Below are 26,900 nucleotides of genomic sequence, written 5' to 3' on the forward strand. Positions count from 1 at the left end.
GAGTCAAGGGAGACCGATGGTGGACAGCCTGCACGGCACGGGGGTCGTCGTCACCGGCGCGGGAGGCGGCATCGGAGCCGCACTCGCCCGCCGCTTCGCCGCTTCGGGAGCGCGCGTCGTCGTGAACGACCTGGACGCGGGGAAGGCCAAGGCGGTCGCGGACGAGATCGGCGCCACGGCGGTGCCGGGCGACGCGTCCGAGATCGTGCCCGAGGCGCTGGACGCCCTGGGCGGCACCGTGGACGTCTACTGCGCCAACGCGGGACTCGCCTCCGGCGGCACCGAGGACGCCGACGAGCAGATCTGGGCCGACGCCTGGGACGTCAACGTGATGGCCCACGTCCGTGCCGCGAAGGCCCTGCTGCCCGGCTGGCTGGAGCGCGGCAGCGGCCGCTTCGTGTCCACCGTCTCCGCGGCCGGACTGCTCACGATGGTCGGCGCCGCGCCCTACAGCGTCACCAAGCACGGCGCGTACGCCTTCGCCGAGTGGCTCTCCCTCACCTACCGCCACCGCGGGCTCAAGGTCCACGCGATCTGCCCGCAGGGCGTGCGTACGGACATGCTCACCGCCTCCGGATCGGCCGGGGACCTCGTCCTCGCACCGACCGCGATCGAGCCCGAGGACGTCGCCGACGCGCTCTTCGCCGGCATGGCGGAGGACCGCTTCCTGATCCTCCCGCACCCCGAGGTCGCCGGGTACTACGCCGCCAGGGCCGCGACGCCCGACCGCTGGCTGACGAACATGAACCACATCCAGCAGAAGTGGGAGGCCGCACAGCAGTGAGCACCTCGATCTACGCGGCCAGGCCCTGGCTCGGACAGCTCTCCGAGGCCCAGCGCGCCCCCGTCACCCCGGCGGACTCCGTGCTGCACGCCTTCCGCGCCGCGGTCCGCACCGCCCCCGACCGCACCGCCGTCGCCTACTTCGACGGCCGCCTCAGCTATCGCGAGCTCGACGAGCTCAGCGACTCCGTCGCCGGGCACCTCGCCGCGCGCGGCCTCGAGCGCGGCGACCGCGCCGCCCTCATGCTGCAGAACTCCCCGCACTTCGTGATCGGCCTGCTCGCCGCCTACAAGGCGGGCGCCACCGTCGTCCCGGTCAACCCGATGTACAAGTCGGGCGAGGTCACCCACGTCCTGCACGACGCCGACGTGACCGCCCTGATCTGCTCGGACCGGGCCTGGGAGGCGTATCTGCGCGAGACCGCCGCGGACTCTCCCGTACGGATCGTGCTCACCGCCTGCGAGCTGGACCTCCAGACGCGGGGCGACGAACGGGTCCTCAAGTTCGAGCGCGTCGAGCCGCAGGCCGAGGACGCCGACGACCTCCTGACGGTCGCCCGCGCGGGCCACCCGGCGCCCGAAGGCCGCGACCCGGGCCCGGACGACATCGCGCTCATCAGCTACACCTCCGGCACCAGCGGCACTCCCAAGGGCGCCACGAACCTGCACCGCAACATCACGTACAACGCCGAGCGCCAGCGCACCGGACTCGGCATCCCCGAAGGCGGCACGTACTTCGGGCTCGCGCCGCTCTTCCACATCACGGGCATGGTCTGCGAGCTGGTCTCCTCCTTCGCGAACACGGGCACCCTCGTCCTCGCGTACCGCTTCGAGGCCGGTGTCGTCCTGGACGCGTTCGCCGAGCACCGGCCCGCCTACACCGTGGGCCCCTCGACCGCGTTCATGGCGCTCGCCGCGCACCCGGCCGCGACCCGCGAGCACTTCGCCTCCTTCCAGTCGATCTCGTCCGGCGGCGCGCCGGTGCCGCCCGCCCTCGTGGAGAAGTTCCGGGCCGGCTTCGGCCCCTACATCCACAACGGCTACGGCCTCACCGAGTGCACCGCTCCCTGCGCCTCCGTGCCGCCCGGCAAGGAAGCCCCCGTCGACCCCGTCTCCGGCACCCTTGCCGTCGGCGTCCCGGGACCCGAGAGCATCGTCCGGATTGTGGACGACCTCGGCCAGGAGGTGCCCTTCGGCGAGCAGGGCGAGATAGCCGTCCGCGGCCCCCAGGTCGTGCCCGGCTACTGGAAGCGCCCCGACGCCACCGCCGAGTCCTTCCCGGACGGCGAACTGCGCACCGGGGACATCGGCTTCATGGACGCCAACGGCTGGCTCTACGTCGTCGACCGCAAGAAGGACATGATCAACGCCTCCGGCTTCAAGGTCTGGCCCCGCGAGGTGGAGGACGTCCTCTACACGCACGAGGCCGTGCGCGAGGCCGCCGTCGTGGGTGTCCCCGACCCCTACCGCGGGGAGACGGTCAGGGCGTACGTGAGCCTGCGCCCCGGCGCCGCGGTGGGCCCGGACGACCTGTCCGCCTACTGCAAGGAGCGGCTCGCCGCGTACAAGTACCCGCGTGAGGTGGAGATCCTGCCCGAGCTGCCGAAGACGACAAGTGGGAAGATCCTCCGGCGGGAACTGCGTTCCCGTACACAGAACAGCTGATCGCAGGAGAAAGGCAGGTGGCGGCAGTGCCCAGGACGTCGGACGGAGACGGTACGCCCGTCCCTCAGAGGCTGCTCGCCGCCGCCACCCGGCTCTTCGCCGAGCGCGGCTACGACCGCACCTCGGTGCAGGAGATCGTCGAGGCGGCCGGCGTCACCAAGGGCGCGCTCTACCACTACTTCGGCTCGAAGGACGACCTGCTGCACGAGGTGTACGCGCGCGTGCTCCGCCTGCAGCAGGAGCGCCTCGACGCGTTCGCGAACGCCGACGCGCCCGTGGAGCAGCGGCTGCGCGACGCGGCGGCCGACGTGGTGGTCACGACCATCGAGAACCTCGACGACGCGTCGATCTTCTTCCGCTCCATGCACCACCTCAGCCCGGACAAGAACAAGCAGGTACGGGCGGAGCGGCGGCGCTACCACGAGCGGTTCAGGGCCCTCATCGAGGAGGGCCAGCAGGCCGGCGTGTTCTCCACGGCCACGCCCGCCGACCTGGTGGTCGACTACCACTTCGGGTCGGTGCACCACCTCTCCACCTGGTACCGCCCGGGCGGCCCGCTGGCCCCGCAGGAGGTCGCGGACCACCTGGCGGACCTGCTGCTGCGCGCACTGCGTCCCTGACGCCGCTCAGGCCCGGACACACGGCCAAGGGCCCCGGCACTCACGCCGAGTGCGGGGGCCCTTCGCTGCCACACGGCCACCGCGTCACCGCCGGCGGACCGTCAGTGGTCGTCCCAGTGGCCGTCGTGCTGCGCGTGCCGGTGACCGTCGTGGACGTAGTCGACGTGATCGCCGTGGGTGACGGCCTGGTGCCCGCAGTCCTGGCCGTGCTGGTGCTCGTGGCCCTGGTGCGTGGTGTGGGCGCCGGGCTCGCACTCGTCCCAGTGGCCGTTGTGCTCCGCGTGCAGATGCCCCTCGTGCGCGTAGTCGACGTGGTCGCCGTGCGGCACCGCCGTGTGGCCGCAGCCCTCGCCGTGGGTGTGCTCGTGGACGGGGTGTTCCCGGTGGAGAGTGGTCATGGATTCAGGCTAGCCGGAAATGCCCGGATCATTCCGATATGAAACCCTTGTGCCTATTCCTGTGACCTTCGCGAGGAGTACGTCGGATGAAGGCGATCAGCTACAGCGGCTACGGCGGTCCCGAGGTACTCGAGTACGGCGAGGTGCGCGACCCCAAGGTCGGGCCCGACTCCGTCCTGGTGAAGGTCAGGGCCGCGGCGGTGAACCCCGTCGACTGGAAGGCCCGCGAGGGCTACCTCGACCCGGCGCTCGACGCCGTCTTCCCGGTGATCCCCGGCTGGGACGTGTCCGGCGTCGTGGTCCAACCCGGCGCATCCGTCACCGAGTTCGTCACCGGCGACGAGGTGATCGGCTACGTACGCGAGGACTTCCTCTCCCGCGGGACCTTCGCCGAGTACGTCGCCGCGCCCGTGCGCACCCTGGCCCGCAAGCCCCGGAACCTCACCTACGAGGAGGCCGCCGGGCTGCCGCTCGCCGGGCTCACCGCTTACCAGGTCCTGACCGGCGCCCTCGCCGTGCAGGAGGGCGACGTGGTGCTCGCCCACGCGGCGGCCGGCGGCGTCGGCTCGATCGCGGTCCAGCTGAGCCGCCATCTCGGCGCCCGCGTCATCGGCACGGCGAGCGAGCGCAACCACGACTTCGTGCGGGAGCTGGGCGCCGAACCGGTCACGTACGGGGAAGGCCTCGCCGAACGCGTGCGGGCCCTCGCGCCGGAGGGCGTGGACGCCGTGTTCGACACGGTGGGCGGGGAGGCCCTGAAGGTGTCCGCGGACCTGCTCGCGCCGGGCGGCCGGCTCGCATCCATCGCGGACGCCTCGGTCGTCGACCTGGGCGGCCGCTACGTCTTCGTGCGCCCCGACGCCGCCGACCTCGCGCGCCTCGCGGACCTCGCGGAACAGGACGTGGTCACGGTACACGTCGACGAGACGTTCCCACTGGAGCGGGCCGCCGACGCCCAGCGGCTGAGCGCCGAGGGCCGCACCAGGGGCAAGATCGTGGTCACCGTGCCGTGGACCGACTGACCTGACCGACTGACCGGCCGTCTGCCCGGGAACGGCCGCCCACCGCGTCGGGGTGTCACACCACCAGTGCCGCGAACGCGGCCAGCGCCACCGAACAGGCCACCGCCACCACGGCCGCGCGGGCGGTCATCACGGGCGGACTGGTCTCGTGCAGCGCCAGATCGCGGATACGGCGGTGCGCCACCGCCAGGAACCCCAGCCACGCCAGGAAACACAGGGCCGCGCCCAGCACACCGAGGGTGTCCGTGCCGCCGTGCAGCGCCGCCCTGGCCGCGAGGATCGCCGCCACGGTGCACGAGAGCGTCGTCCGCCGCCAGGCGAGCCGCGTCCGCGCGGGCTGGAGCCCCGGATCGCGCCCGGCCGCCGCTGCGCCGCCTTGTCCGTCGCAGGCAGGCTCCGACGGGCCGCTCACCCCGCCCACCCGGCCAGCACGACCACCACCATCGCAACGGCCACCAGCGCCACGACCACGCTCAGCAGCGCCGGGAACCGCGAGACGGGCAGGTCCTCGCCCCGCCGCATCGCCTGCTCGCAGCGCACCCAGTGGCTGACGGCCCGCAGGGCGCACAGAGCGCCCGCCGCGAGCAGCGCGAGCGCGAGACCGGCCCGCCAGGCCCAGCGCAGGTCCGGCAGGAACTGGTCCACGGCGAACCCGCCGCCGATCAGCGCGAGCGCCGTGCGCAGCCAGGCCAGGAACGTGCGCTCGTTGGCCAGCGAGAAGCGGTAGTCGGGCGTATCGCCGTCGTCCCGCACCCGCTCGGGCGCGAACCAGAGGCGGACACTGCGCACAAATTCGATCACGGGGCGACCTTAGACCGACCGGCGAATGGGGGGCGGCGTCGCGGGGCTCCTTCACCCACCCCCATTCGCCGGTCGGTCTTATCCGGGCGGCCGCGGCAGGCCCGCGGCCCCTGCGCGGTAGGCCCGCAGCCGCTCGTACGCGTCGAGCCCGTCCGGCACCCACGGCCACTCGGGAAGCCGCCGCTCCAGCTCCTCGTCGGTGAGGAAGTCGTGCCAGGCCACCTCCTCGGCCTGCGGGTTCACGGGCAGCTCGCAGCGCACCTCGTACAGGTAGGACCACCAGGTCCGGCCCGCCCCGCCGTCGTACAGGAACTTGAACAGGGGCTCGGGGCGGGGCAGCCCGAAGACGCCGAGCTCCTCCTCCGCCTCGCGCAGCGCCGCGTCGTCGTAGGACTCCCCGGTGCCCACGACGCCGCCGACGAACATGTCGTACAGGGACGGGAACACCAGCTTTGTCGGCGTGCGGCGGTGCACGAAGATCCGGCCGGCGCCGTCCCTGGCCTGGATGAACACGCACCGGTGGCGCAGTCCGCGGGCGTAGGCCTCGCCGCGCGGGGCCTGCCCGACCACCCGGTCGTGCTCGTCGACGATGTCGAGGACTTCCGCCGCCGGATCCGGGGCGTCAGCGGCGTGCGTGGGATCGGTGGGAGGGGTCATGCGCCCATGAGACCAGACCCGGCAGACCCCCGGCGGTTCAGACCCCGACCCCTGCCCGGTCCCCCTCCCGAGGGCCCGTGGTCGGCATCGCCGGATGCATCCCGAGCAGCACGATCCCCGCCACGATCGCCGTGAGCCCGGTCGCCTGCCAGGCGAGCGCCCCGGCATCCGTGCGCAATTGGTCGCCCATGAAGCCGACGCCGCACGCGATGCCCGCGAGCGGCTGCGCGGCCGTCAGCGCGGGCAGCGACATCCGCAGCGGCGCCATCTCGAAGGCGCTCTGCACCAGGATCAGGCCCGTGACGCCGAGCGCCAGGACCCCGTACGGCTGCCAGCTGGTGAACAACTCGCTCCAGCCGCCCGACGAGAACAGCTGCCCGCTCATCCGCGTCAGCGCGTCCTGCACCCCGTAGAGGAGCCCGGCCGCCACGCCCAGCAGGACCGGGGCCGAGCTCATCCGTGATTTCTTCGCGTACGCGGTGAGCAGCAGCGCGCCGCCCACCATCACGCCGATGATCAGCCAGCGCCGCAGCGGGTCGGTGACCGCGTCGCCGCTGCGTGGCTCGCCCGCCACGATGAAGGCCGTCACCCCGCCCGCGAGCAGGGCCAGACCCGCCCAGCCCTGTTTGCCCAGGGGCTGGCGGGTCTGGTGGCGCGAGAGGGCGAGCGCGAACAGGAGGTTGGTCGCGAGCAGCGGTTCGACGAGCGAGATCTCCCCGTTGCCCAGCGCGATCGCGCCGAGCACCATGCCGCACACCATGAAACCTATGCCGAACAGCCAGCGGGGCACCCGTACGAGGTCGAGGAGCAGGCGCGGCGACAGGAAGTCGTTCAGCGGGGCGTGCTGCGCCGCGTTCTGCTGGAGCACGAATCCGATGCCTAGGCAAAAGGCCGCGGAGACGGCGAGGACGAGTACGAGAACCGACACGCTGCGCACCTCGAGAATGCAGGTATCAAGATCGGCCATGGGCGGGTCGTTGCACGGGTGTAAGGCCGACGATAGCGCCCCGCGGCAGGGGCTGCCCCGCGAGTGACCCGGTCGGCGAGGTTGACGCCGCCCACCCCCGTGCCCAAGATCTGACCCACCGGTAACTTTCGAGAGGGACGGACCCCAATGACGACGTACGACGCGGACGTGATCGTGATCGGGGCGGGCCTCGCCGGGCTCGCCGCGGTGGCGGAACTCGTGGACGCGGGCCGCAAGGTGATCCTCCTGGACCAGGAACCGGAGCAGTCCATCGGCGGCCAGGCGCACTGGTCCTTCGGTGGCCTCTTCTTCGTCGACTCGCCCGAGCAGCGCCGCCTGCGGATCAAGGACAGCCACGCGCTCGCGCTCCAGGACTGGATGGGCACCGCCGGCTTCGACCGCGCCGAGGACCACTGGCCGCGCAAGTGGGCCGAGGCGTACGTCGACTTCGCCGCGGGTGAGAAGCGGTCCTGGCTGCATGCGCAGGGCGTCCGGTTCTTCCCCGTGGTCGGCTGGGCGGAGCGCGGCGGCTACGACGCGAACGGGCACGGGAACTCGGTGCCGCGCTTCCACATCACCTGGGGGACAGGACCCGGCCTCGTCGCGCCCTTCGAGCGCCGGGTCAGGGAGGGTGTGGCGCGCGGTCTGGTCGAGCTGAAGTTCCGGCACCGGGTGACGGGCCTGTCCCGCAGCGCCGGCGCCGTCGACACCGTCACCGGCGAGATCCTCGAACCGTCGTCCATCGAGCGCGGCCAGGGCAGCAGCCGTACGGTCACGGGCTCCTTCGAGCTCAAGGCGCAGGCCGTGATCGTCACCTCCGGCGGCATCGGCGGAAACCACGACCTCGTCCGCGCGAACTGGCCCGAGCGCCTCGGCACCCCGCCCGAGAAGATGCTCTCCGGCGTGCCCGCGCACGTCGACGGCCTGATGCTCGGGATCACGGAGAACGCGGGCGCGCACCTCATCAACCGCGACCGCATGTGGCACTACACCGAGGGCATCGAGAACTGGAACCCCATCTGGGACAAGCACGGCATTCGCATCCTGCCGGGCCCGTCCTCGCTCTGGCTCGACGCACGCGGCGAGCGCCTGCCCGTGCCGCTCTTCCCCGGCTTCGACACCCTCGGAACCCTCGACCACATCATGAAGACCGGGTACGGCTACACGTGGTTCGTGCTCAACCAGCGCATCATCGGCAAGGAGTTCACCCTCAGCGGCTCCGAGCAGAACCCCGACCTGACCGGGAAGTCCGTGCGCGGAGTCATCGACCGGGCCCGCGCCGACGTACCGGCGCCCGTCAAGGCGTTCATGGACCACGGCGCCGACTTCGTCATCGAGAAGGACATCCCCGCCCTGGTGCGCGGGATGAACGCCCTCGCCGAGAAGTCGTCGGGTCCGCTGATCGACGAGGCCGCGCTGCGCAGCACCCTCGTCGCCCGCGACCGCGAGATCGCCAACCCCTTCACCAAGGACCTCCAGGTGACCGCCATCCGCGGCACCCGCAAGTTCCTCGGCGACCGTCTCATCCGCACCGCGGCGCCGCACCGCATCCTCGACCCGAAGGCGGGCCCGCTGGTCGCGGTGCGCCTCAACATCCTCACCCGCAAGTCCCTCGGCGGCCTGGAGACCGACCTGTCCTCGCGCGTCCTGACCGAGGGCGGCGAACCGCTGCCGGGCGTGTACGCGGCGGGAGAGGCGGCCGGGTTCGGCGGCGGGGGAGTGCACGGCTACCGCTCCCTCGAAGGGACCTTCCTCGGCGGCTGCCTCTTCTCGGGCCGCACGGCGGGCCGCGCCGCGGCCGCCGCGACCGGCTGAATCTCGCCTTGACAGCACCCCGGACCCTTCTTCTCGGTTCGGGGTGCTGTCTCGTGTCATCAGTTCAACTGCCCAGGTGAGAGCGGGAATTGGCGGAGCGCGAGGGTGAACTCGGAGGATTTTGAAACGAGTTGGTGAAGGTCATCCCTTGGTTCGCCCTTGACTCGGAGCGCCCGGTACCGCTTTGCTGTGCGTGATCACCTCAAGCAAGCCGCGTCGTAGAGGATTTCCTGCGGTGCCCCCACCCCCGCCGCCATTCGGGCGTGCCCGCAAGCGGGCCGCTCCCCCGTTCGACTCCGCGCTCGACGACAGCGACCTCGTCGCCGCCCGCGCGGCGCTCGCTCAGGGGCGCTGGACCGAGGTCAGGGAACTGATCTCGGCCACCGGCGACGACTGGGACCGCCGCGGCCACCGCATCGTCGTCCTCGCCGAGGAACCGACGACCACCGCCTGGGTCAGGGACTGGCGGCTCGCCGAACCCGAATCCGCCGACGCGGCTGTCCTGCTCGCCCTCGCCGCCGTGCAGCGCGCCCGGACCGGCAGGACGCGCCCCGAGAAGGCCCGCGACGCCTGCCGCGACGCAGCGGCCCTCGTGCCCGCCGACCCCACGCCCTGGCTCGGACTCCTGCTCCTGGAACGGGACATGGGCCGCGAGGAGGACGTCGTCCGCCTCTTCGACGAGATCCGCCACCGCCATGCCGAGCACCACCACGCCCACCACCTGATGGTCGCCAGACTCGCCGAACGCCGCCCCGACGCGGGCCAGGACCCCCTCCACGAGGTGTACGACTTCGCGTCCTGGGCCGCCGAACAGGCGGGCCCCGGCTCACCGCTCGCCGTCCTCCCCGTGGTCGCGCACGCCGAGCGCTACCGGGTCCTCGCCGCCGCCGGCAGCGAACCGCCCGACCCCAAGGCATCCGGACACTGGACGGGCCGCCGCGCCCGCCTGGTGATGAAGACCGCCTTCGACTGGTGGCTCGAATGGGGCACTCCGGAGCGCCCCGCCCATCCGCGCGGCCGCGCCGACCTGAACTTCCTCGCCCACGCCAAGTCCTGCGAGGGCAGGCCCGCGGAGGCCGCCGCGCTGTTCCACCGCATCGGCCGGCACGCCACCGCCGCCCCCTGGTCGTACCCGGACCGCGATCCGCACGAAGCGTTCCGTGCCGCGCGCAGTGCCGCGCTCGGCACAGCCTAGGACGACGCCCCCAGACATCCCCGGACATCCTCAGACATCCCCAGACACCGCACCAGCAGCGCTCATCCACAGGGAAGGGACAACCCCGCCATGACGACGGGCAGTTCGAGCACGAGCGACACGGCACGACCCCCCGAGTCCGATGCGGGGATCAGCACCTTCAAGGGGCAGGACAGCGCCCTGCGTGCCGGCCGCCTCGGCACGGCAGGCCTGCTCCTGTCCGTGCTGGCCGCGACGGGCCCGCTCATGGTGGTCGCCGGCGTCATGCCCACCACGTTCGCCGTGATGGGCGTCGTCGGGCAGCCGCTGCTCTTCCTCATCCTGGGCGTCGTCCTCGCCCTGTTCAGCGTCGGCTACGCCGAGATGAGCCGGCACGTCCACAACGCCGGTGCCTTCTACGCGTACATATCCCGCGGCCTCGGCCCGACCGCCGGCGCGGGCGCCGCCCTGGTCGCGCTCGTCGCCTACAGCGTCCTCCAGGTCGGCATCTACGGGATGTTCGGCTTCGAGGTGTCCAACCTCCTCGCCACCTACCTCGACCTCAGCATCGCCTGGTGGATCCCGGCGCTGGTCGCCGTGCTCGCCGTCGGCGCGCTCGCCCTGCTGAAGATCGACGTGAACGCGCGCGTGCTCGGCGTACTCCTGCTCGTCGAGGTCGCGCTCGTCGTCATCTTCGACATCGCGGCGATCGGCGACCCGGCCAAGGAGGGCCTGTCGCTGCACGCCTTCAACCCGGACACCCTCACCGGCGCGGGCGTAGGCACCGCCCTGTGCTTCTGCATCGCGGCCTTCACCGGCTTCGAGCAGGCGCCCGTGTACGCGGAGGAGACCAGCCGCCCGCACATCCTCGTGCCGCGCGTGATGTTCATGGCGGTCGGCTTCGTCGCCGTCTTCTTCGCCATCAGCTCATGGGCGCTCACCGTCGCCGCCGGACCCTCCGCGATCATCCCGACCGCGCAGAAGCAGAGCGCGGGCCTGATGTTCTTCCTGACGGAGAGCAGGCTCGGCGGCACGTTCACGGACATCGTCCATGTCCTGTTCGTCACCGGCATGTTCGCGGCGCTCCTCAGCTTCCACAACGTCGTCTCGCGCTACGCCTTCGCCATGGGCCGCGAGGGCCTGCTGCCCGCCACCTTCGGCCGCACCAACAGCTCCAGCGGCGCGCCCGGCACCGGCTCCCTGCTCCAGACCGCCCTCTCCCTGATCGTCGTCGTGGCCTTCGCGGTCACCGACGACGGCAAGGCGGGCGACCCCACGGCGCCCGTGCTCAAGCTCTTCACCTGGGGCGGCAACGTCGGCGCGCTCGGCATCATCCTGCTGATGGCCGCCGCCTCGCTGGCCGTGATCGTCTTCTTCGTCAGGCGTGGCGCCGCGGGCGCCCAGATCTGGCGCCTGATCGCCTCGGGGATCGCCGGGATCGCGCTGCTCGTCATCGCGTTCTACACGGTCAAGGACTTCGACGTCCTCGTCGGCTCGGGCCCCGGCTCCGCCCTCAACTGGGTGCTGCCCGGCATCATCGCGCTGGCCGCCGTCATCGGCCTCGTCCACGGCGTCGTCCTGCGCGGGCGGAACCCCGAGGCACACGCCAGGATCGGCCTCGGCAACGAGGCGTTCCAGCTGGAGAAGGCGGCCGGCGTGCCCGCAGAGAAGTGACAGAACGCTGACGAACACCCGTGGCCCCTGGCCCCCGGGGGCCACGGGTGCTCGAATCAGTGTGTGAACCCGGAAGAACCCGTACCGCCCGAACGGGACGAGGAGCGTGGCTCGCCCGTAGGCCGCCGCCTCGTCCTCGGCATGCTCGGACTCGGCGCCCTCGGCGTCGCCACCGCGCCCACCCTCCAGCGCGGCCTCGAATCCTTCCTCGGCAGCGCCGCGGACAAGGACCCCACCGGCCTGACGGACCTCCTGCCGAACGGCGGCGGCTTCCGCTACTACTCCGTCGCCTCCTCCGTCCCGCACAGATCGGCCGCCGACTACCGCCTCACCGTCGACGGCCTCGTCGACCGGCCCGCCACCTACACGCTCCCCGCGCTGCGGGCGCTCCCGCAGACCCGGCTCGTGCGCGACGTCCAGTGCGTCACGGGGTGGCGCGTGCCGGAAACCCCCTTCGAGGGCGTACGCCTCTCCAGCATCCTCGACGCGGCCGGGGTCCGGCCCTCCGCCAAGGCACTGCGGCTGACCTGCTTCGACGGCACGTACAGCGAGAGCCTCACACTGCCGCAGGCCCGCCGCGCCGACGTGCTCGTCGCGCTGCGCATGCAGGACAAGCCCCTCGGCCACACCCACGGCGGGCCCGTCCGGCTCTACGTCGGCCCCATGTACTTCTACAAGTCGGCGAAATGGCTGTCCGGCATCACCGTCACCGACCGCGTCGAACCCGGCTACTGGGAGAAGCGCGGCTACGACGTGGACGCGTGGGTCGGCCGCTCGAACGGACGCGACGATGAACCCACCCACTGAACTCCCGGCGCGCGTAAGGCGCTTCACCCGCTCCGAGACCTGGGTCCACTGGTCCATGGCGGCCCTCATGGGCCTGTGCATCCTGACGGCCGCCTGCCTGTACGTACCCCAGTTCGCGGAGCTCGTCGGCCGCCGCGAACTCGTGGTCAGGCTCCACGAGTGGTCCGGTCTCCTGCTGCCCGCGCCCTACCTCGCCGGCCTCGCGTCCCGCGCCTTCCGCGCCGACCTGCGCAGCCTGAACCGCTTCGTCCCGCACGACCGCACCTGGCTGCGCTCCGCCCTGCGCCGCTCGGGCCCGAGGCCCGCGGGCAAGTTCAACGCGGGCCAGAAGCTGTACGCGGGCTGGCTCGCGGGAGCGGTCCTGGTGATGCTCGGCACGGGCCTGCTCATGTGGTTCACCAACCTCGCGCCGCTGACCTGGCGCACCGGCAGCACCTTCGTGCACGACTGGCTGTCCCTCGCCCTCGGCATCGTGGTCGCCGGGCACATCGCGAAGGCGTGGGCGGACCCCGAGGCGCGGCTCGGGATGCGGACCGGGTTCGTGGGGAGGGAGTGGGCCGAGCGCGAGCACGGCGAGTGGCTGCCGTGACGGCCCCGTATTACGCGCCCGCGCCGAAGTCCAGGAGGACCTTGCACGCCCGCGCGCGGTCCGCGGCCAGCGCGAACGCCGACTCCGCGGCCGCCACCGGGACCACCGCACTGATCAGCTCCGCGAGCCCCGGCTGCTCGGCGAGCAGGCGCAGCGCGTCGTCGAACTCCGTGTCGAAGCGGAACGCCCCGCGCAGCTCGATCTCCCGGCTGACCACGAGGTTCCCCGCGAACGGGCTCTGCCCCGGCGGCAGCATCCCCAGCTGGACGACCACACCGCCGCGTCGCACATGGCGCAGACAGCTGTCGAGCCCGGCGGCCACGCCGGACGCCTCGACAGCCGTGTCGGCCTCGTCGGGCCAGCCCTTGTCGGCCGGGTCGTCGGCGCGTACGAGGGTGTCGGCGCCGGCGAGCCGCGCGTAACGGAGGGCTTCGGGGAGGAGGTCGGTGGCGGTCACATGTGCCGCTCCGGCGGCCCTGGCCGCGGCGACGACGAGGCAGCCGATCGGGCCCGCGCCGGTGACCAGGACGTGCTTGCCCGCGACCGGGCCCGCCCGGCGCACCGCGTGCAGCGCCACCGCGAGGGGCTCGGCGAGGGCGGCCCGGTCGAGCGGAAGCCCGTCGGGCACGGCCCTCAACTGACCGGCGGGGACGGCGATCCGCGCGGCGAAGCCGCCCTGGACGTGCGGGGTGCGGGCCGCGCTGCCCAGGTAGCGGGTGTCACGGCACACGTTGCGCCGCCCGTCCACGCACTCGGGGCAGGTCCCGCAGGGGGTGGCAGGGTGCACGGCGACGGCCGTGCCGGGCGCGGGACCGGTGGCACCGTCCCCGTACGACAGGACCGTGCCCACGACCTCGTGGCCGAGCAGCATGGGTTCCTGGAGCCGGAAGTCGCCGACGCCGCCGTGGCGCCAGTAGTGCAGGTCCGACCCGCACACCCCGCCGTAGCGGACGGCGACGAGCGCCTGGCCCGGTCCGGGTTCGGGGGAGGGGAGTTCGTCGACGCGCAGATCTCCCGCGCCGTGGATCACGCAGCCCAGCATCAGGTCTCCTCCAGCCATCAGGTGTCCCACAGCATCAGGTGTCCCACAGCATCAGGTGTCCCACAGCATCAGGTGTCCCACAGCATCAGGACTCTTAGAGAACGCTCGTCATGCCGCCGTCGACGTAGAGGATCTGCCCGCTGACGAAGTCGGACGCGGGTGAGGCCAGGAACAGGGTGCCGCCGACAAGGTCGTCGGTGCGGCCCCAGCGGCCGGCCGGGGTCCTGCGGCGGACCCAGGCGCTGAACTCCTCGTCGCGGACGAGCGGTTCGGTCAGCTCGGTCTCGATGTAGCCGGGGCCGAGCCCGTTGACCTGGACCCCGGAAGGGCCCCAGTCGGCGCACATGCCCTTGGTGAGCATCTTCAGGGCGCCCTTGGTGGCGGCGTAGGGCGCGATGCCGGGCCGCACGACCTCGCTCTGCAGCGAGCAGATGTTGATGATCTTTCCGTGACCGCGTTCCACCATGCCGCGGGCCGCCTCACGGCCCACCAGGAACGCGCTCGTCAGATTGGTGTTCAGGACCCGGTGCCAGTCGGCGTCGGTGAACTCCAGGAGCGGGGCGCGCAGCTGCATGCCCGCGTTGTTGACGAGGATGTCGAGCGGACCCACCCGCTCCTCGACCCCGGCGACCCCGGCGGCGACGGACGGTCCGTCCGTGACGTCGAACGCCGCGGTGTGGACCGGGCTGTTTCCTGTCTGCCCCGACAGCCGTTCGGCCGCGTCCGCGAGGGCGGACTCGTCGCGTCCGTTGAGGACGACGGTCGCGCCGGCCTCCAGGAGGCCGCGGGCCAGGGCGAACCCGATCCCGCGGCTGGAACCGGTCACCAGGGCCGTGCGGCCGCTGATGTCGAAGAGGGGGTGGGTCATCGCTCAGTACTCCAGTCGCTCCGAAGGGAGCCAGATCATGAGGCCGTTGGACGACTGAGGTCGCTAGATGACCAGTGACAGCAGCAGGACCAGGCCACCGGCGACGACCGAGATGATCGTCTCCATGACGGACCAGGTCTTGATGGTCTGCCCGACGTCCAGGCCGAAGTACTCCTTCACCAGCCAGAAGCCCGCGTCGTTCACGTGGCTGAAGAAGAGCGAGCCGGCGCCGATCGCGAGGACCAGCAGGGCCGTGTGCGAGGTCGACATGTCGGCCGCGAGCGGCGCCACGAGTCCTGCCGCCGAGATGGTCGCGACGGTGGCGGAGCCCGTGGCGAGGCGTATGACGACCGCGATCAGCCAGGCGAGCAGCAGGGCCGGGATCGCCCAGTCCTTGGAGATGTCGAGGACCATCTGGCCCACGCCGGAGTCGATGAGGGTCTGCTTGAAGCCGCCGCCCGCGCCGACGATGAGGAGGACGCCCGCGATCGGGGCGAGCGACTTCTCGACGGTGGAGGACAGCCGGTCCTTGGTGAACCCGGCCGCGCGGCCCAGCGTGAACATGCCGACGATCACGGCGGCGAGCAGGGCGATCAGCGGCGAACCGATGACGTCGAAGACGCGCTGCACGGTGTGCTCGGGCTTGTCCACGACGATGTCGACGAGCGCCTTGGCGAGCATCAGGACGACGGGGAGCAGGATCGTGACGACGGCCGCGCGGAAGCTGGGACGCTTCTCCAGGTCGTCGGTGGCCCGCGCCGGGGTCATCTTGTCCGGGGCCTGGACGTCCACCCAGCGGGCGGCGACCTTCGAGAACAGCGGACCCGCGATGATCACCGTCGGGATGGCGACGAGGACACCCAGGGCGAGCGTGACGCCGAGGTTGGCACCGACGGCGTCGATCGCGACGAGCGGGCCGGGGTGCGGCGGGATCAGGCCGTGCATGACCGACAGGCCGGCGAGGGCCGGGATGCCGATGCGCATCAGCGAGTAGTTGCCGCGCTTGGCGACCATCAGGACGACCGGGATCAGCAGCACGATGCCGACCTCGAAGAACAGCGGCAGACCGATCACCGAGGCGATCAGGACCATCGCCCACGGCATGGCGCGCCCGCCCGCCTTGGCGAGGATCGTGTCGACGATCTGGTCGGCGCCGCCCGAGTCGGCGAGCAGCTTGCCCAGGATCGCGCCGAGCGCGATCAGCACACCCACACCGGCCACCGTGGAACCAAGGCCCGTGGTGAAGCTGACGATGGTCTTGTCGAGGGGGGCGCCGGCGAAGGCTCCCAGGGCCAGAGAACCGATGGTCAGCGCCAGGAAGGCGTGGACCCGGAACTTCGTGATGAGCAGAACGATGACAGCGATGCCCGCGAGGACGGCGATCCCCAGCTGGGCGTGGCCCGCCGAGGTGATCGGTTCGACGGCATCCGCTGCCAGCGTCTCGACGCTGAGACTGGTCACGGTTTTTCCTTGGTGTGGGTGGGGACTTCTGGGGCTACTTCAGCGTCGGGCGCTGAGGGGACGGGGACTGGCCTTCGAGGTCGTCGAGGGCCGCGACGGCCCGCTCCGTGATCTCCTCGGGGCTGCCCGACACATCGACGTCGACGCCCGCCTCGTCCGCCGCGAGCGGCTGGAGCGTGGCGAACTGCGAGTCCAGCAGGGCCGTGGGCATGAAGTGCCCCTGGCGGTGCGACATCCGGTCCTCGATCAGGGCGCGGTCACCCGTGAGGTGGACGAACACGACTCCTGGGGCCTCGGCCCTGAGCCGGTCGCGATAGCTCCGCTTGAGGGCGGAGCTGCTGACGACGCCGCCGAGTCCCGCCCGTCCGTGCGCCCACTCGCCGATGGCGTCGAGCCACGGCCACCGGTCGTCGTCGGTCAGGGGGGTGCCGGCCGACATCTTGGCGATGTTCGCCGGCGGGTGGAAGTCGTCGCCCTCGGCGTACGGGACGCCGAGCCTGTCTGCGAGCAGGGGGCCGATCGTGGTCTTGCCGGTTCCTGCCACGCCCATGACTACGACGACGTGGGGGGTGCGTCGTGTCTTCATCGCGTCCTCGCTGTCTTCGCTGTCTTCATCGACATCGCTGTGTCACGTCACTGAAACCTAAATGGTCTGACGAATTCAAGAGTCTGTGACATAAAAGTCTGACTTTTTATTCCGTCGGCCCGCCTCGTACGCTGACGTCATGACCACACAGGGCCGGGGGCTGCACGCCCACGTACTGGAGAACCTCGGCCCCGCCATCACCGCCGGGGAGTACCCGCCGGGCAGCGTGCTGCGCACGGACGAGCTGGCCCAGCGGTACGAGGTGTCACGTTCGGTCATGCGGGAGGCCGTACGGGTGCTCGAGTCGATGCACCTCGTGGAGTCCCGGCGCCGGGTCGGCGTGACCGTCCGGCCCACGGAGGAGTGGAACGTCTACGACCCGCAGGTCATCCGCTGGCGTCTGGCCGGCGCGGACCGGCCGCGGCAGCTGCGCTCCCTCACGGTGCTGCGTTCCGCGGTCGAGCCGGTCGCGGCCGGACTCGCCGCGACACACGCCACGGCCGAGCAGTGCGCGGCGCTCACCGAGTGCGCGCTCGGCATGGTCGCCACGTCACGCGGCCATCAGCTGGAGGCGTACCTCGTCCACGACATCGAGTTCCACCGGGTCGTCCTGAACGCGTCGGGCAACGAGATGTTCGCCCGGCTCGGTGACGTGGTCGCGGAGGTCCTCGCGGGCCGCACGCACCACCAGGTGATGTTCGAGGACCCGGACCCGGCGGCCGTGTCACTCCATGTGCACGTCGCCGAGGCCGTCCGCGAGGGGGACGCGGCCCGCGCGGAGGCGCTCACGCGCGAGATCGCGGTGGGCGCCCTGGAGGAACTCGACATCCTCGCGCCCTGAGCGCGCAGGCGCGCACTATTCGATGAAGTCGCCGTCGACGTAAACCCATGCGCCGTCGAGCCGTATGAACCTGCTGCGCTCGTGCAGCGAGCCGGGCCGCCCGCCGTCGGTGTAGCGGGCCCGGAAGGTCACGGTGCCGGTGCTGTGGAAGGCCGAACCCTCGGTCGTCCCCAGGATCTCCAGCCCGGTCCACTTCATGCCCGGCTCGAAGGTGACGGCCGGGGGCCGGGTGGCCGGGTGCCAGGTCCGCAGCAGATACGCGGCGTCCTTGACGGCGAAGGCGCAGTAGCGGGAGCGCATCAGGGCCTCGGCGGTCGGCGCGTTCGCCCGTCCGGAGTGATACCGGCCGCAGCAGGCGTCGTACGCGGAGGGGAGCCCGCAGGGGCAGGTGAGGGCGGGGCGTGACATGCGGACGATTCAACCAGCTCCGCCGCCGATCACCTGGCCCCCCGCGCTTGCCCGTCGGCCTTCACCACCCCGGCAGGCGACAGCGCAAGCCGGGCGCGATGCCCGAATTGCCCCCTGACCAAGGGGAGTTCACTCACCGTGTCGGCTGTCTGCATTCGGTTCACGCGTCCGGGGGGAATCTGTGAAGCGACGCCGGGGCGCGGGGGCAGTGCATGGTGAACCCGGTCCTCGAGTGCCCCCCGGTGCATCAGACCTGTTCCGCCCGGAACCCGGCCGGTGTCACCCCGGTGTGCTGCACGAAGAACTTCGAGAAGTTCGCCGAGTCGCCGATGCCGACCGCCACCCCGATCCGGCCCACCGGAAGGTCCGTGTGGGCGAGCAGCCGCTTCGCCTCCAGGATCACCCGGCGGTCGATGAATGCCTTAGGGGTCTGGCCGGTCGCCGCCCGCACCGCGCGGACGAGGGTGCGCCGCGAGTACCCGAGCTCGTCGGCGTACGCGCTCACGCTGTGGTTCGTGGTGAAGGCCTGCTCGACCGCCGTGCGGAAGCGGCTGAACGTCGTGTCCGGCTGCGGCCTGCACTCGTCCGCAGCCGCCTGCGCCGACACATGTGCCACGCGCAGCATGAAGGCCGTGAGCGAGTGCCGCAGCACGGAGGTGTGCAGGCTGAGCGGGAGCGTCGCCGTGTCCAGGTATTCGCGCTTCAGTTGCTCCAGCGAGGCGTCCAGGGCGGCGCGTTGGGCCTCGTCGGGGTGGAGGATGGGCGGCCGGTCGTAGCGGTACAGGCCCGTCGCCTCGACGATCGCGCGCGGCAGGAAGCCGGGCTGCATGGTGAGCGCCGTGCCGACGTAACGCTCGCTCGTCGAGAAGCCGTGCACCTGGCCGGGCCGGATCCACAGGATGTCGCCCGCGCCGACCTCGTACTCCGTGAAGTCGATCATGTGGTGGACCGGGCCCTCGCGGAAGAAGAGCAGGACGTGGAAGTCGATCCGGTGCACGCGGCGCGACAGGCCGACGCCGCCCGCCCAGGGACCCTCCGTGCCCATCGGGCCGATCTGTATCCCGACCCCGGACACGCTGGCGCTCGGGTCGAAGGGATACGTACGGATGTGCTCCGCCGCTCCCATATGTGCGCTCGGATGTGCGCTGCCCTGCTCCGTCATCCACTTTCCTTGGCTCAAACCGGCTCGGCCTCTTGTAGGTGTCCCATTTTCACCGAACGCTGGCACGGGGGCACCTGCCGCGCCAAAAGTATGACCTTTAGATTCGTAGGTAGCTCGACCAGGGCTTTAGCCCCGGTCGGGTGGTGCCTTTCGGTACCTCGGATGCACAACGGATGCGAAGGAAGTCGTACAGATGAGCACGCAGACACCGGACGCCCTCGGCCCCTTCGAGTGGAGCGACCTCGACCGGCGTGCCGTCGACACCGCGCGCCTGCTCGCGGCCGACGCCGTGCAGCGGGTCGGCAACGGCCACCCGGGTACGGCGATGAGCCTGGCCCCCGCCGCGTACACCCTCTTCCAGAAGGTCATGCGCCACGACCCGGCCGACCCCGAGTGGACCGGCCGAGACCGCTTCGTCCTCTCCCCGGGCCACACCAGCCTCACCCTCTACACCCAGCTCTTCCTCTCCGGCTACGAGCTGGAACTGGACGACCTGAAGGCGTTCCGCACCCACGGCTCGAAGACCCCCGGCCACCCCGAGTACGGCCACACCGCCGGTGTCGAGACGACGACCGGGCCCCTCGGCCAGGGCGTCGCCAACGCCGTCGGCATGGCGATGGCCGCCCGCTACGAGCGCGGCCTCTTCGACCCCGAGGCACCCGAGGGCGAGTCCCCCTTCGACCACACCATCTGGGCGATCGTCTCCGACGGCGACCTGGAGGAGGGCATCTCCGCCGAGGCCTCCTCCCTCGCCGGCCACCAGAAGCTCGGCAACCTCGTCTTCGTCTACGACGACAACCACATCTCCATCGAGGGCGACACCGCCACCGCGTTCTCCGAGGACGTCCTGAAGCGGTACGAGGCCTACGGCTGGCACGTCCAGCGCATCGAGCCCAAGGCCGACGGCGACACCGACGTGCAGGCGCTGTACGAGGCCCTGGCCGCGGCGAAGGCCGAGACCGGCCGCCCGTCCATCATCGCGATGCGCACGATCATCGCCTGGCCCGCCCCGAACGCGCAGAACACCGAGGCGTCCCACGGCTCCGCCCTCGGCGCCGAGGAGATCGCCGCCACCAAGCGCGTCCTCGGCTTCGACCCGGAGCAGACCTTCGAGGTCGCCGACGACGTCATCGCCCACACCCGCGGGGCCCTCGACCGCGGCGCCGACGCGCACGCCGAGTGGGACAAGCTGCTCGGCGAGTGGCGCACGGCCGAGCCCGAGCGCTCCGCCCTCCTCGACCGCGTCGTCGCCGGCCGCCTCCCCGAGGGCTGGGAGCAGGCACTCCCGTCCTTCGACGAGGGCACGAAGGTCGCGACGCGCGCCGCGTCCGGCAAGGTCCTCCAGGCGCTCGGCCCGGTCATCCCCGAGCTGTGGGGCGGCTCCGCCGACCTCGCGGGCTCGAACAACACGACCATCGACAAGGCCAGTTCGTTCCTGCCCAAGGGCAACCCGCTGCCGGAGGCCGACCCGTACGGCCGCACGATCCACTTCGGCATCCGCGAGCACTCGATGGCCGCCGAGATGAACGGCATCGCGCTGCACGGCAACACCCGCATCTACGGCGGCACGTTCCTCGTCTTCTCGGACTACATGCGCAACGCCGTCCGCCTCTCCGCGCTGATGCAGCTCCCCGTCACGTACGTGTGGACCCACGACTCCATCGGCCTGGGCGAGGACGGCCCCACGCACCAGCCCGTCGAGCACCTCGCCTCCCTGCGCGCCATCCCGGGCCTGAACATCGTCCGCCCGGCCGACGCCAACGAGACCGCTGTCGCCTGGCGCGAGATCCTGCGCCGCGGCACGACCAAGCCCGCCCCGCACGGCCTCGCGCTGACCCGCCAGGGCGTGCCCACGTACGAGCTCGACGAGCGGGCGGCGAAGGGCGGTTACGTCCTGCGCGAGGCCTCCACCGAGACGCCCGACCTCATCCTGATCGCGACCGGCTCCGAGGTGCACCTCGCCGTGGCCGCCCGCGAGCAGCTGGAGGCCGAGGGGATCGGCACGCGCGTCGTGTCGATGCCGTCCGTCGAGTGGTTCGAGGAGCAGTCGCAGGACTACAAGGACAGCGTCCTGCCGTCGTCCGTGAAGGCGCGCGTCGCCGTCGAGGCCGGCATCGGACTGACCTGGTACCGCTACGTCGGCGACGCCGGACGCATCGTCTCCCTGGAGCACTTCGGCGCCTCCGCCGACGCCGCCACGCTCTTCGCCGAGTACGGCTTCACCGCCGACAACATCGCCGCCCAGGCGCGCGAGTCCCTCACCGCCGCCCGCGCCTGACCCGTACGCACCCGTACACCCGAAAGAAGATGAAGAACATGAGCAACGCCGACTCTACCGTCACGCCCCTCAAGTCCCTTGCCGGCGAAGGCGTTTCCATCTGGCTGGACGACCTGTCCCGCAAGCGCATCGAGTCCGGCAACCTCGCCGAACTGATCGAGAACAGCCACGTCGTGGGCGTCACGACGAACCCCTCGATCTTCCAGGCGGCCATCGGCTCCGGCGAGGGCTACGAGGAGCAGCTCGCCGACCTCGCCACCCGCGGCGTCACCGTCGACGAGGCGGTCCGCATGATGACCACCGCCGACGTCCGCGCCGCCGCCGACATCCTGCGCCCCGTGTACGACGCGACGCAGGGCCGCGACGGCCGCGTCTCCATCGAGGTCGACCCGCGCCTGGCCCACAACACCGAGGCCACCGTCGCCGAGGCCAAGCAGCTGTCCTGGCTGGTCGACCGCCCGAACGTCATGATCAAGATCCCGGCGACGAAGGCGGGCCTCCCGGCCATCACCGAGGTCATCGGCCTCGGCATCAGCGTCAACGTCACGCTGATCTTCTCCCTCGACCGCTACAAGGCCGTCATGGACGCCTACCTCGCGGGCCTGGAGAAGGCGCAGGCCGCGGGCATCGACCTGGCCGGCATCCACTCCGTCGCCTCCTTCTTCGTCTCGCGCGTCGACGCCGAGATCGACAAGCGCCTCGACCAGGTCGGCACCGACGAAGCCAAGTCCCTCAAGGGCAGGGCCGCCCTCGCCAACGCCCGCCTCGCCTACGAGGCGTACGAAGAGGTCTTCGCCTCCGGGCGCGCCACGAAGCTGGAGACCGCCGGCGCCAACAAGCAGCGCCCGCTGTGGGCCTCCACCGGCGTCAAGGACCCCGCGTACAAGGACACCCTGTACGTCGACGAGCTCGTCGCCCCCGGCACGGTCAACACGATGCCGGAGGGCACCCTGAAGGCCACCGCCGACCACGGCGAGATCACCGGTGACACGGTGACGGGCGGCTACGAGCAGGCCCGCGCCGACCTCAAGGCCGTCGACGCGCTCGGCATCTCCTACGACGAGGTCGTCCAGCAGCTCGAGGACGAGGGCGTCGCCAAGTTCGACGTCGCGTGGAACGACCTGCTCGGCACCGTCGCGAACCGCCTCGCCGGCAAGGAGGCGCAGGCCAAGTGAGCACCACCGCTTGGCAGAACCCGCTGAGGGACCCCCGCGACCGCCGCCTGCCGCGCATCGCGGGCCCCTCCGGGCTCGTCATCTTCGGCGTCACCGGCGACCTCTCCCGCAAGAAGCTGATGCCGGCCGTCTACGACCTCGCCAACCGCGGACTGCTGCCGCCGGGCTTCTCGCTCGTCGGCTTCGCCCGCCGCGAGTGGGAGGACCAGGACTTCGCCCAGGTCGTCCACGACGCGGTGCGCGAGCACTCCCGCACGGAGTTCCGCGAGGAGGTCTGGCAGCAGCTCGTCGAGGGCATGCGCTTCATCCCCGGCGACTTCGACGACGACACGGCGTTCAAGCAGCTGCGCGAGGCCGTCGACGACCTCGACGAGAAGCGCGGCACGAGCGGCAACTACGCCTTCTACCTCTCCGTGCCGCCGAAGTTCTTCCCGCAGGTCGTGCAGCAGCTCAAGAAGCACGGCCTCGCGGACGGCCCCAAGGGCTCCTGGCGCCGCGCCGTCATCGAGAAGCCGTTCGGCCACGACCTCGCCAGCGCCCGCGAACTCAACGCGATCGTGCACGACGTCTTCGCCCCCGACCAGGTCTTCCGCATCGACCACTACCTCGGCAAGGAGACCGTCCAGAACATCCTGGCCCTCCGCTTCGCCAACCAGATGTACGAACCCATCTGGAACCGGAGTTACGTCGACCACGTGCAGATCACGATGGCCGAGGACATCGGCATCGGCGGCCGCGCCGGCTACTACGACGGCATCGGCGCCGCCCGCGACGTCATCCAGAACCACCTCCTCCAGCTCATGGCCCTCACCGCCATGGAGGAGCCGGCCTCCTTCGACGCCGAGTCGCTCCTCACCGAGAAGCTCAAGGTCCTCAAGTCGGTTCGGCTGCCCGAGAATCTCGGCGAGCACACCGTCCGCGCCCAGTACGCGCCCGGCTGGCAGGGCGGAGAGAAGGTCCCCGGCTACCTCCAGGAAGACGGCATCGACCCCAAGTCGAAGACCGACACCTACGCGGCCATCAAGCTGGAGGTCGACAACCGCCGCTGGGCGGGCGTCCCCTTCTATCTGCGCACCGGCAAGCGCCTCGGCCGCCGCGTCACCGAGATCGCCGTCGTCTTCCAGCGCGCCCCCCACTCCCCGTTCGACTCCACCGCCACGGAGGAACTCGGCCAGAACGCCGTGGTCATCCGCGTCCAGCCCGACGAGGGCATGACCGTACGCTTCGGCTCGAAGGTCCCGGGTACGTCGATGGAGATCCGGGACGTGTCGATGGACTTCGCCTACGGCGAGTCCTTCACCGAGTCCAGCCCGGAGGCGTACGAACGGCTCATCCTGGACGTCCTGCTCGGCGACGCCAACCTCTTCCCCCGCACGGAGGAGGTGGAGGAGTCCTGGAAGATCCTCGACCCGATCGAGGGCCACTGGGACACCCATGGCCGGCCCGCGCAGTACGCCTCGGGAAGCTGGGGCCCGAAGGAAGCGGACGAGATGCTCGCACGAGACGGACGGAGCTGGCGCAGGCCATGAAGATCGACCTCACCGACACGACGGCAAGCAAGGTCAACAAGGCTTTGGTGCAGGGCCGCAGGGCGATTGGCACCCCGGCCGTGGGCATGGTCCTCACGATGGTCATCGTGACCGACGAGGAGAACGCCTACGACTCCATCAAGGCCGCCGAGGAGGCCTCCCGAGAGCACCCCTCGCGCACCCTCGTCGTGATCAAGCGGCACGCCCGCTCGCCCCGCGACCGCCAGGGCAACCGCCTCGACGCCGAGGTCAGGGTCGGCGCGGACGCCGGCACCGGCGAGACCGTCCTGCTGCGCCTGTACGGCGAGGTCGGCCAGCACGCCGACTCCGTCGTCCTGCCGCTGCTGCTCCCGGACGCGCCCGTCGTCGTCTGGTGGCCCGTCGACGCCCCCGAGGTTCCCGCCAAGGACCCCCTGGGTGCGCTCGCCCAGCGCCGCATCACCGACACGTACGCCGTCGAGGACCCGCTGTCCGCGCTGGCCGCCCGCGCCGCCTCGTACGCCCCCGGCGACACCGATCTGGCCTGGACCCGCCTCACCCCGTGGCGCTCCATGCTCGCCGCCGCCCTCGACCAGGCCGGCGCCGAGATCATCTCGGCGGCCGTCGAGAGCGAGGCCGAGAACCCCAGCGCCGAGCTGCTCGCCCGCTGGCTGGGCGCCCGCCTCGGCGTGCCCGTCGAGCGCGTCACCACCGCGGGCCCGGTCGTCACCGCCGTCCGCCTCGGCACGGCCGGCGGCGAGATCCGCATCGACCGCCCCGAGGGCCCCCTCGCGCAGCTCACCCTGCCCGGCCAGCCGCAGCGCACCCTGGCCCTCAAGGTCCGCACCACCTCCGAGCTGATCGCCGAAGAACTCCGCCGCCTCGACGCGGACGAGATGTACGCGGTCGCCCTGCGCGGCGACGGCACCAAGGAGCGCGTTCAACATGCCTGACACCACCCCGCACCTCACGGTCCGCCCCCAGTGGACGGCCCTGTCGGACCACCGCGCGAAGCAGCGCCAGGTCCATCTGCGGGACCTGTTCGCCACCGACCCGGAGCGCGCAGGGCGCTACACCGTCCAGGTCGGCGACCTGCACATCGACTACTCCAAGCACCTGATCACGGACGAGACGCTCGCCCTGCTCCAGGAACTGGCCACCGCCACCGACGTGTTCGGGCAGCGCGACGCCATGTTCCGCGGCGAGAAGATCAACACGACGGAGGACCGGGCCGTGCTGCACACAGCGCTGCGGGCCCCGCGTGACGCGGTGATCGAGGTCGACGGTGTCGATGTCGTCCCGCAGGTGCATGCCGTGCTGGACAAGATGGCTGCCTTCGCGGACAAGGTCCGTTCGGGGGAGTGGACGGGCCACACCGGCAAGCGGATCAAGAACGTCGTGAACATCGGCATCGGCGGCTCCGACCTCGGTCCCGCGATGGCGTACGAGGCCCTGCGGTCCTTCACCGACCGCGGTCTGACGGTCCGTTTCGTGTCGAACGTGGACGGTGCGGACCTGCACGAGGCCGTCCGTGACCTCGACCCGGCCGAGACGCTGTTCATCATCGCCTCGAAGACGTTCACGACCATCGAGACGATCACCAACGCCACGGCGGCACGCAGCTGGCTGCTCAAGGCGCTCGGCGACGACTCCGCGGTCGCGAAGCACTTTGTCGCCCTGTCGACGAACGCCGAGAAGGTCTCCGACTTCGGCATCGACACGGCCAACATGTTCGAGTTCTGGGACTGGGTCGGCGGCCGTTACTCGTACGACTCGGCCATCGGCCTCTCGCTGATGATCGCGATCGGCCCGGACGCCTTCCGGGAGATGCTCGACGGGTTCCACCTCGTCGACGAGCACTTCCGCACCGCCCCCGCCGAGTCCAACGCCCCGCTCCTGATGGGCCTGTTGGGCATCTGGTACGGCAACTTCCACGGCGCCCAGTCGCACGCGGTCCTGCCGTACTCGCACTACCTGTCCAAGTTCACGGCGTACCTCCAGCAGCTCGACATGGAGTCCAACGGCAAGTCCGTGGACCGCGAGGGACGCCCGGTGGACTGGCAGACGGGACCCGTCGTCTGGGGCACCCCCGGCACCAACGGGCAGCACGCCTACTACCAGCTCATCCACCAGGGAACGAAGCTCATCCCGGCCGACCTGATCGGCTTCGCCCGCCCGGTCGGCGAGCTCTCCGCTCAACTGGCCGACCAGCACGACCTGTTGATGGCGAACCTGTTCGCGCAGGGTCAGGCCCTCGCCTTCGGCAAGACCGCCGACGAGGTCCGCGCCGAGGGCGTCGCCGAGGCGCAGGTGCCCCACCGCACCTTCAAGGGCAACCACCCCACGACCACCATCCTGGCGAAGGAACTCACCCCCTCCGTCCTGGGCCAGCTCATCGCCCTCTACGAGCACAAGGTGTTCGTCCAGGGCGCCGTCTGGAACATCGACTCCTTCGACCAGTGGGGCGTCGAACTCGGCAAGGTCCTCGCCAAGCGCGTCGAACCCGCCCTCACCCAGGGCGCCGACGTCCCCGGCCTCGATGCCTCCACCCAGGCGCTCGTCGCCACCTACCGCACGCTCCGGAAGAAGTGAAGACAGA

Annotated in this window: 26 protein-coding genes; 15 read left to right on the plus strand and 11 right to left on the minus strand. The window is 71.3% G+C overall.

Going from position 1 to position 26,900, the window contains the following annotated elements; all coding sequences use genetic code 11:
- The first annotated feature begins 16 nt into the window (after positions 1 to 16).
- From OHA58_RS29230 to OHA58_RS29240, 3 genes are read left to right on the plus strand one after another with little or no spacing between them, the layout of a single operon-like run.
- Complete coding sequence (locus OHA58_RS29230) at positions 17 to 784, plus strand: SDR family oxidoreductase (protein ID WP_405482487.1); 768 nt, start codon at positions 17 to 19, stop codon at positions 782 to 784.
- On the plus strand, positions 781 to 2,448 hold the full coding sequence (locus OHA58_RS29235) for a class I adenylate-forming enzyme family protein (RefSeq protein WP_405482488.1): 1,668 nt from the start codon (positions 781 to 783) through the stop codon (positions 2,446 to 2,448). The genes OHA58_RS29230 and OHA58_RS29235 overlap by 4 nt, the downstream gene beginning before the upstream one ends.
- Positions 2,449 to 2,474: 26 nt before the next feature.
- Positions 2,475 to 3,068 carry a TetR/AcrR family transcriptional regulator gene (locus OHA58_RS29240; protein WP_405485237.1) on the plus strand — a complete coding sequence of 198 codons (594 nt, stop codon included), beginning with the start codon at positions 2,475 to 2,477 and terminating at the stop codon, positions 3,066 to 3,068.
- Positions 3,069 to 3,169: 101 nt separating this feature from the next.
- Here the strand turns inward: OHA58_RS29240 and OHA58_RS29245 are convergent, their stop codons facing one another.
- Positions 3,170 to 3,466 carry a hypothetical protein gene (locus OHA58_RS29245; RefSeq protein WP_405482489.1) on the minus strand — a complete coding sequence of 99 codons (297 nt, stop codon included), beginning with the start codon at positions 3,464 to 3,466 and terminating at the stop codon, positions 3,170 to 3,172.
- 86 nt (positions 3,467 to 3,552) lie between these two features.
- Between OHA58_RS29245 and OHA58_RS29250 the strand changes: the two genes are divergently transcribed.
- On the plus strand, positions 3,553 to 4,488 hold the full coding sequence (locus tag OHA58_RS29250) for an NADP-dependent oxidoreductase (protein WP_405482491.1): 936 nt from the start codon (positions 3,553 to 3,555) through the stop codon (positions 4,486 to 4,488).
- A gap of 55 nt (positions 4,489 to 4,543) precedes the next feature.
- On the opposite strand, the gene OHA58_RS29255 is transcribed toward OHA58_RS29250, so the two are convergent.
- The 4 genes from OHA58_RS29255 to OHA58_RS29270 form a co-directional block, all read right to left on the minus strand.
- Entirely contained in the window at positions 4,544 to 4,900 is a 357-nt protein-coding gene (locus OHA58_RS29255) for a DUF202 domain-containing protein (protein WP_405482492.1), read from the minus strand.
- Entirely contained in the window at positions 4,897 to 5,289 is a 393-nt protein-coding gene (locus OHA58_RS29260; protein ID WP_405482493.1) for a YidH family protein, read from the minus strand. The genes OHA58_RS29255 and OHA58_RS29260 overlap by 4 nt, the downstream gene beginning before the upstream one ends.
- Positions 5,290 to 5,367: 78 nt before the next feature.
- Positions 5,368 to 5,946: an NUDIX hydrolase gene (locus tag OHA58_RS29265; RefSeq protein ID WP_405482494.1), complete on the minus strand. Its 579-nt coding sequence runs from the start codon at positions 5,944 to 5,946 to the stop codon at positions 5,368 to 5,370.
- A 37-nt stretch (positions 5,947 to 5,983) separates the two neighbouring features.
- Positions 5,984 to 6,874, minus strand: a complete 891-nt coding sequence (locus tag OHA58_RS29270; protein WP_405485239.1) for a DMT family transporter — start codon at positions 6,872 to 6,874, stop codon at positions 5,984 to 5,986.
- A gap of 186 nt (positions 6,875 to 7,060) precedes the next feature.
- On the opposite strand from OHA58_RS29270, the gene OHA58_RS29275 reads away from it, so the two are divergent.
- The 5 genes from OHA58_RS29275 to OHA58_RS29295 all read left to right on the plus strand — a co-directional run bounded on the left by OHA58_RS29275 (position 7,061) and on the right by OHA58_RS29295 (position 12,972).
- Positions 7,061 to 8,728, plus strand: a complete 1,668-nt coding sequence (locus OHA58_RS29275) for an FAD-binding dehydrogenase (protein ID WP_405482495.1) — start codon at positions 7,061 to 7,063, stop codon at positions 8,726 to 8,728.
- A 235-nt stretch (positions 8,729 to 8,963) separates the two neighbouring features.
- Positions 8,964 to 9,923, plus strand: coding sequence for a hypothetical protein (locus tag OHA58_RS29280; RefSeq protein WP_405482496.1), 960 nt, complete (start codon positions 8,964 to 8,966; stop codon positions 9,921 to 9,923).
- 90 nt (positions 9,924 to 10,013) lie between these two features.
- Positions 10,014 to 11,576, plus strand: a complete 1,563-nt coding sequence (locus OHA58_RS29285) for an APC family permease (RefSeq protein WP_405482497.1) — start codon at positions 10,014 to 10,016, stop codon at positions 11,574 to 11,576.
- Between the two features lie 141 nt (positions 11,577 to 11,717).
- Positions 11,718 to 12,383: a molybdopterin-dependent oxidoreductase gene (locus OHA58_RS29290; protein WP_405485241.1), complete on the plus strand. Its 666-nt coding sequence runs from the start codon at positions 11,718 to 11,720 to the stop codon at positions 12,381 to 12,383.
- Positions 12,367 to 12,972 carry a cytochrome b/b6 domain-containing protein gene (locus OHA58_RS29295; protein WP_405482499.1) on the plus strand — a complete coding sequence of 202 codons (606 nt, stop codon included), beginning with the start codon at positions 12,367 to 12,369 and terminating at the stop codon, positions 12,970 to 12,972. Before OHA58_RS29290 ends, OHA58_RS29295 begins: the two co-directional genes overlap by 17 nt.
- Positions 12,973 to 12,982: 10 nt before the next feature.
- Here OHA58_RS29295 and OHA58_RS29300 read toward each other — a convergent pair whose 3' ends face one another.
- The 4 genes from OHA58_RS29300 to OHA58_RS29315 all read right to left on the minus strand — a co-directional run bounded on the left by OHA58_RS29300 (position 12,983) and on the right by OHA58_RS29315 (position 16,929).
- The gene (locus tag OHA58_RS29300) at positions 12,983 to 14,014 is read right to left on the minus strand and encodes an L-idonate 5-dehydrogenase (RefSeq protein WP_405485243.1); all 1,032 of its coding nucleotides are present in this window, start codon (positions 14,012 to 14,014) and stop codon (positions 12,983 to 12,985) included.
- 94 nt (positions 14,015 to 14,108) lie between these two features.
- Positions 14,109 to 14,882, minus strand: coding sequence for an SDR family oxidoreductase (locus tag OHA58_RS29305; protein WP_405482500.1), 774 nt, complete (start codon positions 14,880 to 14,882; stop codon positions 14,109 to 14,111).
- Between the two features lie 63 nt (positions 14,883 to 14,945).
- Positions 14,946 to 16,343, minus strand: a complete 1,398-nt coding sequence (locus tag OHA58_RS29310; RefSeq protein WP_405482502.1) for a gluconate:H+ symporter — start codon at positions 16,341 to 16,343, stop codon at positions 14,946 to 14,948.
- A gap of 34 nt (positions 16,344 to 16,377) precedes the next feature.
- On the minus strand, positions 16,378 to 16,929 hold the full coding sequence (locus OHA58_RS29315; RefSeq protein ID WP_405482504.1) for a gluconokinase: 552 nt from the start codon (positions 16,927 to 16,929) through the stop codon (positions 16,378 to 16,380).
- Between the two features lie 139 nt (positions 16,930 to 17,068).
- Here OHA58_RS29315 and OHA58_RS29320 point away from each other — a divergent pair, with 139 nt between their 5' ends.
- A complete protein-coding gene (locus OHA58_RS29320; protein ID WP_405482505.1) occupies positions 17,069 to 17,770 on the plus strand; it encodes a FadR/GntR family transcriptional regulator in 702 nt (233 codons plus the stop codon).
- A 15-nt stretch (positions 17,771 to 17,785) separates the two neighbouring features.
- Here the strand turns inward: OHA58_RS29320 and OHA58_RS29325 are convergent, their stop codons facing one another.
- Both OHA58_RS29325 and OHA58_RS29330 read right to left on the minus strand, forming a co-directional pair.
- Positions 17,786 to 18,178 carry a YchJ family protein gene (locus OHA58_RS29325; RefSeq protein ID WP_405482507.1) on the minus strand — a complete coding sequence of 131 codons (393 nt, stop codon included), beginning with the start codon at positions 18,176 to 18,178 and terminating at the stop codon, positions 17,786 to 17,788.
- A gap of 247 nt (positions 18,179 to 18,425) precedes the next feature.
- Complete coding sequence (locus tag OHA58_RS29330; RefSeq protein WP_405482509.1) at positions 18,426 to 19,340, minus strand: helix-turn-helix domain-containing protein; 915 nt, start codon at positions 19,338 to 19,340, stop codon at positions 18,426 to 18,428.
- Positions 19,341 to 19,533: 193 nt separating this feature from the next.
- Here OHA58_RS29330 and tkt point away from each other — a divergent pair, with 193 nt between their 5' ends.
- The 5 genes from tkt to pgi are packed head-to-tail and all read left to right on the plus strand — an operon-like array spanning position 19,534 to position 26,893.
- A complete protein-coding gene (tkt, locus tag OHA58_RS29335; RefSeq protein WP_405482511.1) occupies positions 19,534 to 21,618 on the plus strand; it encodes a transketolase in 2,085 nt (694 codons plus the stop codon).
- Between the two features lie 38 nt (positions 21,619 to 21,656).
- Positions 21,657 to 22,793, plus strand: a complete 1,137-nt coding sequence (gene tal, locus OHA58_RS29340; protein WP_405482513.1) for a transaldolase — start codon at positions 21,657 to 21,659, stop codon at positions 22,791 to 22,793.
- Positions 22,790 to 24,322: a glucose-6-phosphate dehydrogenase gene (gene zwf / locus OHA58_RS29345; RefSeq protein ID WP_405482514.1), complete on the plus strand. Its 1,533-nt coding sequence runs from the start codon at positions 22,790 to 22,792 to the stop codon at positions 24,320 to 24,322. Before tal ends, zwf begins: the two co-directional genes overlap by 4 nt.
- Positions 24,319 to 25,254, plus strand: a complete 936-nt coding sequence (opcA, locus tag OHA58_RS29350) for a glucose-6-phosphate dehydrogenase assembly protein OpcA (protein ID WP_405482516.1) — start codon at positions 24,319 to 24,321, stop codon at positions 25,252 to 25,254. The genes zwf and opcA overlap by 4 nt, the downstream gene beginning before the upstream one ends.
- Complete coding sequence (gene pgi, locus OHA58_RS29355; RefSeq protein WP_405482517.1) at positions 25,247 to 26,893, plus strand: glucose-6-phosphate isomerase; 1,647 nt, start codon at positions 25,247 to 25,249, stop codon at positions 26,891 to 26,893. The genes opcA and pgi overlap by 8 nt, the downstream gene beginning before the upstream one ends.
- The last annotated feature ends 7 nt before the right edge of the window (positions 26,894 to 26,900 follow it).

It is taken from the genome of Streptomyces sp. NBC_00009, from assembly GCF_045040855.1.
Lineage (GTDB): Bacteria > Actinomycetota > Actinomycetes > Streptomycetales > Streptomycetaceae > Streptomyces > Streptomyces aureus.

Bases quoted from the DNA above. Each gene is read 5' to 3' on its own strand.
- OHA58_RS29230 (WP_405482487.1), top strand. From the start codon at position 17: ATGGTGGACAGCCTGCACGGCACGGGGGTCGTCGTCACCGGCGCGGGA.
- OHA58_RS29245 (WP_405482489.1), bottom strand. From the start codon at position 3,466: ATGACCACTCTCCACCGGGAACACCCCGTCCACGAGCACACCCACGGC.
- OHA58_RS29250 (WP_405482491.1), top strand. From the start codon at position 3,553: ATGAAGGCGATCAGCTACAGCGGCTACGGCGGTCCCGAGGTACTCGAG.
- OHA58_RS29265 (WP_405482494.1), bottom strand. From the start codon at position 5,946: ATGACCCCTCCCACCGATCCCACGCACGCCGCTGACGCCCCGGATCCG.
- OHA58_RS29275 (WP_405482495.1), top strand. From the start codon at position 7,061: ATGACGACGTACGACGCGGACGTGATCGTGATCGGGGCGGGCCTCGCC.
- OHA58_RS29285 (WP_405482497.1), top strand. From the start codon at position 10,014: ATGACGACGGGCAGTTCGAGCACGAGCGACACGGCACGACCCCCCGAG.
- OHA58_RS29290 (WP_405485241.1), top strand. From the start codon at position 11,718: ATGCTCGGACTCGGCGCCCTCGGCGTCGCCACCGCGCCCACCCTCCAG.
- OHA58_RS29295 (WP_405482499.1), top strand. From the start codon at position 12,367: ATGAACCCACCCACTGAACTCCCGGCGCGCGTAAGGCGCTTCACCCGC.
- OHA58_RS29300 (WP_405485243.1), bottom strand. From the start codon at position 14,014: ATGCTGGGCTGCGTGATCCACGGCGCGGGAGATCTGCGCGTCGACGAA.
- OHA58_RS29305 (WP_405482500.1), bottom strand. From the start codon at position 14,882: ATGACCCACCCCCTCTTCGACATCAGCGGCCGCACGGCCCTGGTGACC.
- OHA58_RS29315 (WP_405482504.1), bottom strand. From the start codon at position 16,929: ATGAAGACACGACGCACCCCCCACGTCGTCGTAGTCATGGGCGTGGCA.
- OHA58_RS29320 (WP_405482505.1), top strand. From the start codon at position 17,069: ATGACCACACAGGGCCGGGGGCTGCACGCCCACGTACTGGAGAACCTC.
- OHA58_RS29325 (WP_405482507.1), bottom strand. From the start codon at position 18,178: ATGTCACGCCCCGCCCTCACCTGCCCCTGCGGGCTCCCCTCCGCGTAC.
- OHA58_RS29330 (WP_405482509.1), bottom strand. From the start codon at position 19,340: ATGACGGAGCAGGGCAGCGCACATCCGAGCGCACATATGGGAGCGGCG.
- tkt (WP_405482511.1), top strand. From the start codon at position 19,534: ATGAGCACGCAGACACCGGACGCCCTCGGCCCCTTCGAGTGGAGCGAC.
- tal (WP_405482513.1), top strand. From the start codon at position 21,657: ATGAGCAACGCCGACTCTACCGTCACGCCCCTCAAGTCCCTTGCCGGC.
- opcA (WP_405482516.1), top strand. From the start codon at position 24,319: ATGAAGATCGACCTCACCGACACGACGGCAAGCAAGGTCAACAAGGCT.
- pgi (WP_405482517.1), top strand. From the start codon at position 25,247: ATGCCTGACACCACCCCGCACCTCACGGTCCGCCCCCAGTGGACGGCC.